This is a genomic window from Spirosoma oryzae (assembly GCF_003002825.1).
Taxonomy (GTDB): domain Bacteria; phylum Bacteroidota; class Bacteroidia; order Cytophagales; family Spirosomataceae; genus Spirosoma; species Spirosoma oryzae.
The window spans coordinates 365,498-378,364 of the sequence record NZ_PVTE01000003.1 but is presented as its reverse complement, the minus strand read 5'-3'; the positions used below and the strand labels follow the sequence as shown (position 1 = coordinate 378,364).

12 protein-coding genes are annotated in these 12,867 nt (G+C 56.3%); 6 read left to right on the top strand and 6 right to left on the bottom strand.

From position 1 onward, the window contains the following. Positions 1-120: 120 nt before the first annotated feature. The 5 genes from porQ to CLV58_RS05270 all read right to left on the bottom strand — a co-directional run bounded on the left by porQ (position 121) and on the right by CLV58_RS05270 (position 3,936). On the bottom strand, positions 121-1,161 hold the full coding sequence (gene porQ / locus CLV58_RS05290; protein WP_146141368.1) for a type IX secretion system protein PorQ: 1,041 nt from the start codon (positions 1,159-1,161) through the stop codon (positions 121-123). Between the two features lie 44 nt (positions 1,162-1,205). Beyond that, positions 1,206-1,931 carry a hypothetical protein gene (locus tag CLV58_RS05285; protein WP_106136720.1) on the bottom strand — a complete coding sequence of 242 codons (726 nt, stop codon included), beginning with the start codon at positions 1,929-1,931 and terminating at the stop codon, positions 1,206-1,208. 14 nt (positions 1,932-1,945) lie between these two features. Continuing rightward, entirely contained in the window at positions 1,946-2,629 is a 684-nt protein-coding gene (locus CLV58_RS05280) for a DUF3575 domain-containing protein (protein ID WP_106136719.1), read from the bottom strand. Next, complete coding sequence (locus CLV58_RS05275) at positions 2,626-3,339, bottom strand: LVIVD repeat-containing protein (RefSeq protein WP_245882215.1); 714 nt, start codon at positions 3,337-3,339, stop codon at positions 2,626-2,628. Before CLV58_RS05275 ends, CLV58_RS05280 begins: the two co-directional genes overlap by 4 nt. 63 nt (positions 3,340-3,402) lie before the next feature. Continuing rightward, positions 3,403-3,936: an LVIVD repeat-containing protein gene (locus CLV58_RS05270; RefSeq protein WP_106136717.1), complete on the bottom strand. Its 534-nt coding sequence runs from the start codon at positions 3,934-3,936 to the stop codon at positions 3,403-3,405. A 113-nt stretch (positions 3,937-4,049) separates the two neighbouring features. Here CLV58_RS05270 and CLV58_RS05265 point away from each other — a divergent pair, with 113 nt between their 5' ends. The 4 genes from CLV58_RS05265 to CLV58_RS05250 all read left to right on the top strand — a co-directional run bounded on the left by CLV58_RS05265 (position 4,050) and on the right by CLV58_RS05250 (position 9,614). Further along, entirely contained in the window at positions 4,050-5,636 is a 1,587-nt protein-coding gene (locus CLV58_RS05265; RefSeq protein WP_106136716.1) for an acyl-CoA carboxylase subunit beta, read from the top strand. A gap of 96 nt (positions 5,637-5,732) precedes the next feature. Then, positions 5,733-7,178, top strand: coding sequence for a phytoene desaturase family protein (locus CLV58_RS05260; RefSeq protein WP_106136715.1), 1,446 nt, complete (start codon positions 5,733-5,735; stop codon positions 7,176-7,178). Between the two features lie 144 nt (positions 7,179-7,322). Beyond that, positions 7,323-8,969 (top strand): M28 family metallopeptidase, encoded by a 1,647-nt coding sequence (locus CLV58_RS05255; protein WP_425443495.1) that lies wholly within the window; start codon positions 7,323-7,325, stop codon positions 8,967-8,969. Between the two features lie 213 nt (positions 8,970-9,182). Next, complete coding sequence (locus tag CLV58_RS05250) at positions 9,183-9,614, top strand: HEPN domain-containing protein (protein WP_170108648.1); 432 nt, start codon at positions 9,183-9,185, stop codon at positions 9,612-9,614. 338 nt (positions 9,615-9,952) lie between these two features. On the opposite strand, the gene CLV58_RS05240 is transcribed toward CLV58_RS05250, so the two are convergent. Next, positions 9,953-11,182: an aspartate aminotransferase family protein gene (locus CLV58_RS05240; RefSeq protein WP_106136711.1), complete on the bottom strand. Its 1,230-nt coding sequence runs from the start codon at positions 11,180-11,182 to the stop codon at positions 9,953-9,955. Between the two features lie 43 nt (positions 11,183-11,225). On the opposite strand from CLV58_RS05240, the gene CLV58_RS05235 reads away from it, so the two are divergent. Together CLV58_RS05235 and CLV58_RS05230 are read left to right on the top strand one after the other, a co-directional pair. Continuing rightward, the gene (locus CLV58_RS05235; protein WP_106136749.1) at positions 11,226-12,422 is read left to right on the top strand and encodes a hypothetical protein; all 1,197 of its coding nucleotides are present in this window, start codon (positions 11,226-11,228) and stop codon (positions 12,420-12,422) included. A gap of 4 nt (positions 12,423-12,426) precedes the next feature. Beyond that, complete coding sequence (locus CLV58_RS05230; protein ID WP_106136710.1) at positions 12,427-12,756, top strand: cupin domain-containing protein; 330 nt, start codon at positions 12,427-12,429, stop codon at positions 12,754-12,756. The last annotated feature ends 111 nt before the right edge of the window (positions 12,757-12,867 follow it).

Here is a 12,867-nt window from a genome sequence, read left to right as displayed (position 1 = left end):
GAGGCCGAAAGCGTGTCATCTGACTGAATTCACTCATTTTGTTGGGGGTTGTGTCACCAAATTTACTCGTTTTCAAAACCCCTACAAGATTAGCCTTCAGGGGGACGGGGGGTATTTTGTTTACCGTACCAATCGGTTGATGTCGATGCTGAGTGAAAGCTGACTGGTGCCGGCGGTGGGGACGGCGGAGAAGCGGGCGTAGGTAAGCTGAAATCCACGTGCCTGTACCATGGCCCCGAAGGAAATCCCGGCGGTGGCGCTCCCCGTCGTCAGTCGACCTTCCTGTCGTTTCTGGTGGTTGTAGCCGAATAGCAACTGCACGTTACGACTGAGCAACAGTTCTGCGCCGACACTCAGATGCCGGGCGGCCTGCTCGAACGTGCTAATCGTCGTCGGGATTGGGTTACCGCTCAGGTCGTAACGTACGTTCAGGTTGGGGTCATTGTAGCTGATGTCGAAGCGTTGTAGGTGGTGGGCCGTCACCGTCAGGCGAATAGGCGCATGCAGCGGTTTGAACGTGACGCCAGCCTGTAAGTCGAACGGGAGATCGGCGGAGGTCGGGCCGTAGTTTTTGACCAGATAGCCTACGTTTTTTGCTGTCAGCCCGAACGTCAGCTCACGCTTCGGATGCCGCCATACGCCACCAAAATCAGCCAGCAGACCGAAAGCCGAGTACGTTTCGATCGATGAGCCCACTGCTTTGACCGTCGCGCCAAGCGTGAAATTTCCTTCCGTTCGGGAGTGTGTCAACCCCACCGCGTAGTCGTTGGCCGTAAACGTGCCGAGTTTATTACCGGCCGGGTCGGTCAGGTCGAACTGTCCGTAGCTGAGGTACTGCATGCCGATGGCCCAGTTGGCCCGGCGATCGGCATGGGGTTTTACGGGCAGACCGTACTGCACCGTGTAATACTTGGCCGCAGCCAGATACGGCATCAGACTGATCGACAGCTGATTGGCGGGCAGGGAGTCGGCGAGGGCGGGGTTATTTTGAAAGTAGGGCGCGCTGGGTTGTGTAGCCGTAGCGACCTGCCCGCCGAGTGCAGCCACGCGGGCGTGGGTGGGTAAGTCGAGAAACGAAAAAACGCGCTGCCCGCCGAGCGGCTGAGCGAACCCGGTTCTGACACTGACCAGCAACAGTAGGTAAAGGAGAAAACGACCCAAGTGGCAAACGGGAAAGAGCGTACGACAAAGGTCTGCAAACGGCACTAGAGCGCAAAACCCAGTTTTAGTCCGGCCGACAGGCTGGGAGAAACACCAATACCCCGGTAATAAAAAGAGCGTCCGATACCGCAGCCGCACGCTGGATCGGTTACCTGATCCGCGCCCTGATTGGTGAAAAAGCGAATTCCCGCACCCGCGTAGACGTCAAGCAGCACACGTGAAAAGATGCGTCGTTGGGGGTCATAGAAGGCAAACTGGCGTCCAACTTTTACGTGCGAACCAATGACATATCGGCGAATGAGTTGCGGACCGGTTACGTCAATCGGGACCGGTGGATTTACATCGATCCGACCCGGTTGCGCGGCTTTTTGCACGTTGATTTGCTTGAACAAGCCGTCGATTGCCCAGTAATTGCCTACCGGATAATTACTTCGGATCGCGATACCCTGCCGCTGGTTAGTGCGGTATCGGCCCGAGTAGAAGCGGATTTCTGCCCGGCCCCGCCAGACCTCAGCAGCCGCAAATTTTCGCAGGTCGCTACCGAGCAGCGGCAGGGTTTGCCAGCCGTAGCCGACCTCTCCCTGTATCGACTTTCGTTGACCAAGTCGGTATTCCAGCCCGGCCTGCACGGTTGCATCCTGATCGAGCAGCGAAAGGGGAGCGAGTTTGACGATGAACCGCGCCGGGTGCTGGTAAACAAGCGTCGAATCCTGACACCGGGCGAGCGGAGCCATCAAGCTCAAGAGCAGAAAGAGTAATGCTTTTTTCATGGATGTGTGGTGTATTAAAGTGCGTAACCGATTTTGAAGCCGGCGGATAGGCTGAACAATGATGCTCCGCCGTACGTGGTAAACGGACCAATGTCGACGATGGGCTGACGCGTTAGCTGATAGCCGTTCGGCAGGTCGGTACGCAGAATCGTGCGGGCGCGCAGCCCAAGGCCGGTATAAATATCGAACACCAGCCGCCCGTTGGGCAGGAGCGGAAACTGCCGCCCGATCTTTACGTTGATACCGAATACGTCTTTGGAAATGGGCAACGAAGATTGCCGGTAATACTGAACCGGCCCCGGTTCGTCGTAAACCGCCGTAACCGCTTTCTCCAGCGCGTTTTCCCGTTTGTAAAGCCCTTCGATTGCCGTGTACGTCCCGAAAGGAGCCTGTCCGCCACGCCAGTAGTACCGCCATTCGGCCCGCCCGCGCCATACCTCATACCGACTATACCGTTCCTGATTCGGTGCCAGCCAGGGGTTCATGGCCTGCCAGCCATAGCCCAGTTCGAGTTGTACCGACTGATTGGGGGCTACGACACCCTCGACCGCAGCCTGAATTGTACTACTGAGATCAAGCAGACTCAATGGCGCAACCTTCAGTACCCACGACCGTGTCGGGCCAGGCACAGTAGGGTTGACCTGCGCCCTGACAGCCCCTGACAGCAGCAAGCCAGCAACCAGTATACGATGAATCATGGTTGAACGGGTAGGGTGCTGAGGTGGGTCAACTGATTCGTCGCGTAGCTATACTGACTGATCCCCGCCGGACTGGTGACAATCAAGCGGTTCTGGTAGGGAATAACGTCATAGGCTTTCACCGAGTCGATGTACTGAATGGGCAGCACGACCGCCGGATTGCTGACGTCGAGTATCCGCAAGCCGTACTCTCCTTCGCCGACAAACAGCAACTTCCCGTCGACACCCAGCCCGTGCGGATTTTTCATGGGGTAACTCCCGATCTGTTTGAGGTTGTTCAGATCGCTGAAATCAACGACGTCGAGTGAGTTATTGGTCCGGTTGCGGCAGTTCGTGCCGCTGCGCAGGGTTACGTAGGCGTAGTTACCCTGCGCCACCACCGGATCGCAGCTCTGAATATGCGTGTAAACCGATACCTGCTTTGGCCTGGCGGGCTGGGTAATGTCGTAAATAAACATGCCCGTCTGAGTGCCGACAAACAACTTGTCACGGTAAGGGAAAATCGTTTCGACGCCCATGCCGACCGTTGTTTTGGCCCCCGGTATCGGGTTGCTGCTGTTGGTAATGTCGAATGCCTGCAGGCTTGTTGCGCCGACGATGTAGAGCGTATTATCACTGACGGTGAAGCGCGCCGTCGAACCACCGATGCCTGTTCCCGGTGTTGGGCTACCACCGTCTTTGTTGCAACTCAGTAGGAATAATAGGCTCAAAACGAGTAGTAAACGATGCATAAAGGGTCGACGGACGTAATGTGGAGGATAGTGAAAACGGGACTAACGGTAGCACTCCGGGTTGTCGACGGTTGCCTTCTCCCAGCGAACGACGATACCCCGCGTCGGGTCGGGACATTCAAACCGGACGTTCGTTGCCAGCGGATACGATGAGTAGGGGAAGGCGTTTTCTATTCGTTTCACTACCCGCACAGTCGCCGGATCGGCGATGTTGAGCGCCACCAGATCGAGTACGTTGTCGGCGTAAAGAATGCTGTCTTTGATCGCGAGTTCCTGATTGCCGGGGATCGATACAAACGACAAGGGTACCGGCCTGGCCGGGTTGCGGTTGTCGACAACGTGAATGCCGCGCCCGACTTCGTTGATAAACAGGTACTGATCTTTTATATAAATCTTGCCTGCATTTTGCAGCGGTTGCGGAGGCAGGGTCTGTATGGTCCGAATGTCGGCAACGGCCGCGTATACAGGGCGGTATGTGTCGCCGGAGGTAGGCGGTTCGGGTAGTGCCGGTCGCCAGCAGCCATCGATCAGGAGCCAGACAAGCAACAACGACGGAATGCGTAGATGGAGGTGCATGAACGAACGGGCGGATTTGTCAGCTCGATGATACAAAATCTGGCGAAACCGTTGGATTCAGTCGGTAAAAATTAACTTTGCCAATACGCAATTAGATTTTATAAACCCTGTTTATGCAGCCCGTATCATCAGCAACTGTTCCGCAACCCAACGACCATAAACTAACCAAACCAGAAGTACTGGCCCAGAAAAATGCCGAAGCTGAACTCGGTGGTGGACAAAAACGCATCGACGCGCAACACGCCAAAGGAAAGCTGACCGCCCGCGAACGCATTGCCCTGCTGGTCGACGACGGGTCGTTCGAGGAAATCGGCAAGTTTGTCATGCACCGCACCCGCGACTTTGGCCTGGATAAAGAGCACTACCTCGGCGATGGCGTCGTGACGGGGTATGGAACCGTAGACGGTCGGCTGGTGTACGTCTTCGCGCAGGACTTCACGGTATTTGGTGGTGCGCTGTCGGAAACGCATGCCGAAAAAATCTGTAAGCTGATGGACCTCGCCATGCAGAATGGCGCACCGATTATCGGACTGAATGATTCGGGTGGCGCGCGTATTCAGGAGGGCGTATTGTCACTGGCGGGCTATGCCGACATTTTTTACCGCAACACCAAAGCGTCGGGCGTTATCCCGCAACTGTCGGCGATCATGGGCCCCTGCGCGGGCGGTGCCGTCTACAGCCCGGCCATCACCGACTTCATTTTCATGGTCGAGCACACAAGCTATATGTTTGTGACGGGGCCAAACGTGGTGAAGACTGTTACGCACGAAGAGGTGACGGCCGAAGAACTGGGCGGGGCCAGTACCCACAGTACCAAGTCGGGCGTGACGCACTTCGCCTGTGCCAACGAACTGGCCTGCATTCAGCAGCTCAAGCAGTTGCTCAGCTACATCCCGCAGAACTGCGAAGACGATCCCATTCGCCTGCCCTACGAGTCGACCGACGAAAACCGTCCGGCGCTCAACAGCCTGATTCCCGACGGGGCTAACCAGCCGTACGACATGCGCGAAATCATCGACGAACTGGTCGATACGGGGAGCTTTATGGAAGTGCATAAAAATTACGCGGAGAATATCGTCGTCGGTTTTGCGCGTATTGCCGGTCGGAGCATCGGTGTCGTGGGTAATCAGCCGGCGGTACTGGCGGGGGTTCTCGACAGTAACAGCAGTACGAAAGCCGCCCGGTTTGTGCGCTTCTGCGACTGCTTCAATATTCCGCTGCTGGTACTGGAAGACGTCCCCGGCTTTCTGCCCGGCACCGATCAGGAGTGGAACGGCATCATCAGCAACGGGGCCAAACTGCTTTACGCCTTTTGCGAAGCTACCGTACCCCGCGTGACAGTCATCACCCGCAAAGCCTACGGTGGCGCGTACGACGTCATGAACTCCAAACACATCGGTGCCGACCTGAACTACGCGTGGCCCAGCGCCGAGATTGCCGTGATGGGCGCAAGTGGTGCCGCTGAAATCATTTTCAAGCGTGAAATCGCCGAAGCTGCCGACCCGCAGGCCAAGCTCCAGGAGAAAGTGCTCGACTACACGGAGAAATTCGCGAATCCATACCGGGCGGCCAACCGGGGCTATATCGATGAAGTCATCATGCCTGAGCAAACCCGGCAGAAGCTGATCCGGGCGTTTACCATGCTGGAAAATAAGGTGGCGACCATCCCCAAGAAAAAGCACGGAAACATTCCGCTGTAATAGGTGGGTTTACGGTTTATAGTATTCGGTTTACGGTGGTCCGTTACACGGTGGCCAACCGTAAACCAAATACTGTAAACCGTAAACCGAAAACTTATGCACTACGATGCCGTTGTCGTCGGGTCGGGACCGAATGGGCTGAGCGCGGCCATTACGCTGCAACGCGCCGGGCTGGGGGTACTGCTGCTGGAAGGAAAGCCGACCGTCGGGGGCGGCATGCGCACGGCTGAACTGACGATGCCTGGTTTTCACCACGACGTCTGCTCGGCCATCCATCCGCTGGGAGTCGGTTCACCCTTTTTTCAGACGTTGCCACTGGCTGACTTCGGCCTGACATTTACCAGTCCACCCGTTGCGGCTGCGCATCCCCTTGATGGCGGGCGGGCGGCTGTTTTATGCGGATCGGTGACCGATACGGCTACCGGGTTGGGCGAAGACGGGAAGACCTATGCCAGCCTGATGGGGCCGATTGTGAACGACTGGCCGACGATGGCGAGCGACGTACTGGGGCCGTTGCGCTGGCCAAAGCACCCGGTCGACATGGCGAGTTTCGGGCTGAGTGCCCTGCCGCCGGTTACGTTGCTGACAAAACGGTTTCAGACCGAAGAAGCGCAGGCGCTGTTTGCCGGGATGGCTGCGCACGCCATTCAGCCACTGACGAATCTGACGACTTCGGCGATCGCGCTGGTACTGATGGCGGCCGGGCATCTGCACAATTGGCCGGTGCCGGTGGGTGGTTCACAGCAGATCGCCAACGCGCTGGCAGGCTATTTTCAGTCCATCGGCGGGACAATCGAGACCGACCGGATGGTACGCTCAATGCAGGATATTCCGCCGGCGCGGGCTGTTCTCTTCGACCTGACACCGAAGCAAATCCTCCAGATCGCTGGTGATCGCTTTTCGGGCCTTTACCGCCGACAACTGGAAAACTACCGCTACGGCTTCGGTGTCTTTAAAGTCGATTGGGCGCTCGACGGCCCGATTCCGTTTACCAATACCGATTGCCGGCAGGCCGGAACAATTCACCTCGGCGGTACGCTCGACGAGATCACGGCGGCTGAACAGGCCGTTGCGGATGGTAAGCATCCCGATAAACCGTATGTCCTGCTGGCGCAGCAAAGCCTGTTCGATAATACGCGGGCTCCGGCCGGAAAGCATACCGCCTGGGCCTACTGCCACGTACCCAATGGCTCGACGGTTGATCAGACGGACGTGATCGAACGGCAGATCGAGCGGTTTGCGCCCGGCTTCCGCGACCGTATTCTGGCGCGCCACACGATGAACACGGTGCAGATGGAAACGTACAACCCCAACTACATCGGGGGCGACATCAACGGCGGTATGATCGACATTAGCCAGCTCTTCACCCGACCCGTCATCAGCCTGTCGCCCTATAAAACCTCGGCGGATGGGTTGTATATTTGTTCTTCCTCGACGCCACCAGGGGGTGGTGTACACGGCATGTGTGGCTACCACGCGGCCCGCGTCGCCCTTGCCGATGTATTCGACAAGCCCGTTCCGTTCGCGCTGGCGCAGGGGTAAGTTTCGGTATATGGTTTTCGGTTTTTAGTTTACGGTAATGCAGCGATAAACCGTCTCCATGTATTGCTGTACTGAAAAATGATAGCCCTGTACCGAAAATCGTATACCGAAAACCCGTTTCTCAACGTGCGCAAACCATCCATTTTGCTTCTTATTACTGCGCTGTCCATCAGTCAGCTACAGGCGCAGACAGCCACCGATAGTTTACCCGTCGCTATCCAGAAAACAGCCCGGTCGGTACAGCCCAGGAATATCGAAATGCACATGCGCTACCTGTCCGACGACAAGCTGAAAGGACGGAAACCTGGCTCGGAAGGCTATGCGATGGCGGCCCGATACGTAGAGCAGCAACTGAAAGGCTTCGGCTTTAAACCGGCGGGCGAGAAAGGTACGTACCGGCAGGCCGTGCCGTTACGCCGGGCGCAGGTCCGTGAAGACCGCAGCCGACTGACCTTCGTGCGAAACGGGCGGGAACTGCCCATGACCTACGGCAAGCAGTATATACTAAGCCCCAATTTTGGTAACGAAACAAGCGATGTGTCGGCACCACTGGTGTTTATGGGCTACGGCATCGAAGCGCCTGAACTGGGACACGACGATTACAAGGGCGTGGACGTACGGGGTAAGATTGTCGTGTGTGTCAACGGCGCACCGGCCAGCTTCCCTTCGAACGAACGGGCCTATTTTGGGTCGGCCAAGGCAGAACTGGCGGCAACGCACGGCGCTGTTGGCTTGCTGACGTTTAGCCTACCATCGGACGTTGGGTCGCGCATCATGGCCGCTTCGCCCCGCGCCCGGCAGGCAACGTATCGTTGGACCGACGCCAGGGGGAAAGCGCAGCGTACGTTCCCGGAACTGCGCGTCGTTGGGTCACTGAGCGATTCGACCGCCCGACTGCTGTTCGATGGCGCGTCAGTGCCCTTTCTGGATGCAATCACGCAGACCCGCAAAGGAGCCATTACGCCGGTTCCGCTGCCGCTGTCGGTTAACGCCCATACGGAAACCGAACAAAACGACGGGCTGATTGGGGAAAACGTAGTCGCGGTATTGCCCGGCTCTGACCCCGCGCTGAAAAACGAATACGTCGTTTACGTATCCCACCTCGATCACCTGGGGGTTGGTCAGCCGGTAAAAGGCGACTCCATTTTCAACGGCGCACACGACAACGCGTCGGGAACGGCGATCAATCTCGAAACCGCCCGCTTGCTGGCGTCGCTGCCCACGGCCCCGCGCCGGTCGATTCTGTTCGTGGGGGTGACGGGGGAGGAGATGGGCCTGCTCGGCTCCGATTATTTCGCGACCAACCCGACCGTGCCGAAAGACAGGATCATCGCTAACCTGACGCTCGACATGCCGTTTTTCTTCCACCCGCTGCTCGACATCGTACCCTACGGGGCTCAGCATTCGAGTATGGGCCGGTCGGTAAACACGGCTGCGCGCTTTGTCGGCGTCAAGATTGCGCCTGACCCGATCCCCGAGCAGGCGGTGTTTATGCGCTCTGACCATTTTAGTTTTGTGCGGCAGGGTGTTCCGGCTATTTACATTAAAAGCGGCTCGACTACCGGTGATGATCGCGATGGTACGAAACTGAACCTCGCGTGGCGGGCTACGATTTATCATACACCACAGGACGACATGAACCAGCCCTTCGACTGGACAGCCGCCGGACGCCATGCACAACTCCAGTTTCTGATTGGTTATCTCACCGCCCAGGCCGACGCTCGTCCGGTCTGGAACACTGGTGATTTCTTTGGTACTAAATTCGGCCCGGCAGCCGCCAGCCGCCCCTAATAATTCTGCTTATGCCTGTTTCCAAATCGCCCAACGCTGGTGGCCCCGGTCGCCCCTTTCTAATCGGCCTGCTGATCCTGTTCGGTCTCGCCCTCCTCGTCGGCACGCTTACCGTGCTGTTTCCGTAAGAAAGCTTATATCAGGATGACAGACATACTTGCTGACTGACAAATCTTTCGCTTGTTTTGGTCGTTAACTAGCACACCATTCAGTTTGATTAAAGGCGAACAACTCAAGACATTAGCTGAAGATCGTTTGAACGAAGCGAAGCTATTATACCGGAATGGCTACAACCAGGGGGCTTATTACATTGCTGGCTACGCCGTCGAGTTTGCGCTGAAAGCACTTATTTGTAAGCGATTGGGCGTGGAGGTATTTGTTGGCGGACCGGGTATGTCGGAAGTTACGCGAGCGTTGCAGACACACCATTTACCAACCCTATTGGTTTTTGCCGTTTTATTTACAGACTTACAAAAAGAGAAAGATACTGACGAAAGTCTCTTTAAAGACTGGTCGAAAGTAGCAGAATGGAGTGAGCAGCGTCGTTATGAGCCATTATCCTGTAGTAAGCAAACGGTGATTAGTTTTATAAATGCATCCGAACATGTAATGCAATGGATATTCAAGCACTACTCGACACGCTAGATAAAGCCTTTAAAGAGGAACGCCAGAACGGGCTTGTCGTAGACAGGTTTGGATTAGCACCTGCATATCCTGGCATGATCGAGCACTCGTATATTCTGGGTGTCAGTTCGCCTTCTGTACCTAATTCGTCCGATTGTACTGATAAATCTGATACGATTATAGATGTACTGTTTGCTCGATTGACTACTGAACAGCGTAGATACATAGACCGGGTCCGCGTGTACGACTCGGCCGACGAGTACGAACGTCATGCCAAGTGTAACTTCGATAATTCTTATTACGGATACTGCGAATCTCCGCTCAACCTTACCCAGACGCGAGCGATCGCGTGAGTGCTTTTATGCACTTGTTACTTCCCCAATCGCCTGTAAAATCACGGCGCAGGCGTCGCGGATTTGCTCGTCGGTGATGATAAGCGGGGGGGCGATGCGCATTGAGTTGTCGCAGAATAGAAACCAGTCGGTGATGACGCCGAGTTCGATGGCCCGGTCGATGATGGGTTTCAGTACGTCGAACGAATCGAATTCGACCGCTAGCATCAGCCCTTTACCCCGGATGGCGCGGATCGCCGGGTGAACCAGCAATTGTCGGAATAACTGCCCTTTGGCTTCGGCCTGCTCGTACAGCCTTTCCTGTTGAATGACGCGCAACGTCGCCAGCGAAGCCGCGCAGGATACCGGGTGACCGCCAAACGTAGTGATATGACCCAGAATTGGGTTTGTGCGCAGTACGCGCATGATGTCGGCCGAACTGATAAAGGCACCAATCGGCATTCCGCCACCCATGCCTTTGGCGCACAGCAGTATGTCGGGTATCACGTCGAGTCCATCCAGACCGGCCCCCTGAAAAGCCCAGAACGTGCCGGTCCGGCCGAAACCCGTTTGAATTTCGTCGAAGATCAGCAGCGCTCCGACTTCCGTACACCGGGTCCGCACAGCCTGCAAATAAGCTGGGTCAGGCACGCGTACGCCCGCTTCGCCCCCGACTACTTCCATCACGACCCCGGCCGTGGCCGTTGTAATCTGGCTGAGGTCGTCCCAGTTGTTGAACCGAATGTGGCGGGTGGCGGGCAACAGCGGGCGAAAGCTACGTTTGAAGTGTTCGTCGCCCGAGAGAGAAAGCGCACCCTGTGTCGCGCCGTGGTAGGCATTCACGCAGCTAACCAGTTCGGAGCGGCCGGTGTACCGTTTCGCCAGCTTCATCGCCCCTTCAACCGCTTCGGTACCGGAATTGGTAAAATATACGGTGCTGAGCGGATGCGGCAGTGTTCCGGCAATGGCGTGGGCCAGCTGCGTCTGGGGCGTCTGGACGTATTCGCCGTACACCATCAGATGCAGGTATTTATCGAGCTGGGTCTGAATAGCCGCCAGTACCTGCGGGTGGCGGTGGCCAACGTTGCTGACGCCGATGCCGGAAATCAGGTCCATATACCGCCGTTGCTGCCCGTCGGGACCCGCCGTCGAATAAATATAAACGCCTTCGGCCCGGTCGATTTCCAACGCCAGCGGGAAATCGGAGGTCTGTGCTACGTGTTCGAAAAATAATTGCCGCTGCGTTAGAACCTGCATGATGAAAAAACTACTTTACGATCTGTTTCTAACACCGTCAACCATGAAAACAGTTCTTTTCTGTCTGCTCATGCTGAGTGTCTATGTTGGCGCAGCGCAATCGTTTACCATCACGCCACAGGATACGCAGCGCCGGGAGTCGTTTCTACTGATGCGCGACGGCACCGTGCTGAAAGGCCGTATTCTGCGGCAGGACAGTTCGATCATCAGCGTCCGTCGGCGGGGCGGGGATATGAGTTTTGTGGAAGCCGACCAGGTCGTCAGCGTCAGCGACAAACAGCCGGAAGAAATGCGGAGTGCCGAACCCGCCAATGGTAGCTATCAGGTGTTTGTTTTTCGCGACGGTACGCAGGTCGAAGGGACATTTGTGAAGCGCGACAGCACGATGATTACGGTTCGCAAGCGCAATGGGAAACTGACTTATTTCGAGCCCGAACTGCTGCTTAAAGCCGACTCGGTATCGACGCTGACAGCCGTCCCGGTCAACAAATACCGAAACCGCTTTCCCACCTGGATGCTAACCGGACAAACGGCTTATAATCCGGAGAAGGGCCGCTTTTACTACCGAAACACATGGCTATTACTGAACGAGTTTACGTATGGTATTACTAAGTTCTGGAGTGTGGGTGCCAACTTCGTTTCGCCGATTCCATACCTACTGGTGGGTCCTCAATACGTTACTGGTGGAGCTGTTTACGTGCAGAACAACACCAGTATCAACACCCGGCTGAACGCGACACTGGACCAGAACGTGCATCTGGCCGTGATAGCTTCGTACCGGCAACCCTACGGCTTTTCGCAGGGACGGGGGGAAGGTACGTTTCGCGGCCTGTTGACATTGGGTAGTTCGCAGAATAACGTAACGCTGGGATATACGTTCGTAGGAACCCGCGCTCAGATTCAGTACACCTACTACTACGATCCGTACTCGTCGGCTGCACCGTCTTACAACACCTATAGTATTCCCAACCAGGAGTTTCTCACAATCGGTATGGTACAGAAACTGTCGCGCGGACTGACCTTACTCAGTGATAATCAGATCCGGCTGGGGAGTATCGGGTTTCGTCCGGACAGCTACTGGAGGACGGCCCTATCGGCGGCTCTGCGCATCGATCGTCCCCGGCATGCCTTTGATCTGGGGCTGCTCGGCTATGTCAATATCGGCGAATATCGGGTCAACGGCAAGCACGTCAATATCATGCCTTACGTCGCGTATAACCTGCTAATTGGAAAACCATAGCCTGATGATAAGCAGCGGTAATTTACTGGCGTCGATTCCGGCTACACTGCCCGACGAACTGGTTGACGATCTGTTCGCCGGACAATCGTTTCGCGTCGAGCGGATTGTATCGCGGGGGCATGCGTCGCCCGACGAGTTCTGGTACGATCAGGATGAAGCCGAATGGGTGATGGTCGTGCAGGGAGAAGCCCGGTTGCAATTGGAGGGACAGGCCGGGCCGGTTCACCTGACGGCGGGTATGTACATCAACATCCCGGCTCATGTCCGGCACCGCGTTTCGTGGACGCACCCCGACATGGACACGATCTGGCTGGCTATTTTTTATCGGTCATAAAGCAGTTTTCGGTATACAGTCTTCGGTTTACGATTGCAACCTGCCGCCAGTAAGCAGCGAAGCGAATCCGTAAACTGAAAACCGAAACTTATGCCAGGAAGGGCGTGACGA

Excerpts from the sequence above, each read along its gene's own strand:
- CLV58_RS05285 (WP_106136720.1), bottom strand. The coding sequence starts at position 1,931 with ATGAAAAAAGCATTACTCTTTCTGCTCTTGAGCTTGATGGCTCCGCTC.
- CLV58_RS05280 (WP_106136719.1), bottom strand. The coding sequence starts at position 2,629 with ATGATTCATCGTATACTGGTTGCTGGCTTGCTGCTGTCAGGGGCTGTC.
- CLV58_RS05270 (WP_106136717.1), bottom strand. The coding sequence starts at position 3,936 with ATGCACCTCCATCTACGCATTCCGTCGTTGTTGCTTGTCTGGCTCCTG.
- CLV58_RS05265 (WP_106136716.1), top strand. The coding sequence starts at position 4,050 with ATGCAGCCCGTATCATCAGCAACTGTTCCGCAACCCAACGACCATAAA.
- CLV58_RS05260 (WP_106136715.1), top strand. The coding sequence starts at position 5,733 with ATGCACTACGATGCCGTTGTCGTCGGGTCGGGACCGAATGGGCTGAGC.
- CLV58_RS05240 (WP_106136711.1), bottom strand. The coding sequence starts at position 11,182 with ATGCAGGTTCTAACGCAGCGGCAATTATTTTTCGAACACGTAGCACAG.
- CLV58_RS05235 (WP_106136749.1), top strand. The coding sequence starts at position 11,226 with ATGAAAACAGTTCTTTTCTGTCTGCTCATGCTGAGTGTCTATGTTGGC.
- CLV58_RS05230 (WP_106136710.1), top strand. The coding sequence starts at position 12,427 with ATGATAAGCAGCGGTAATTTACTGGCGTCGATTCCGGCTACACTGCCC.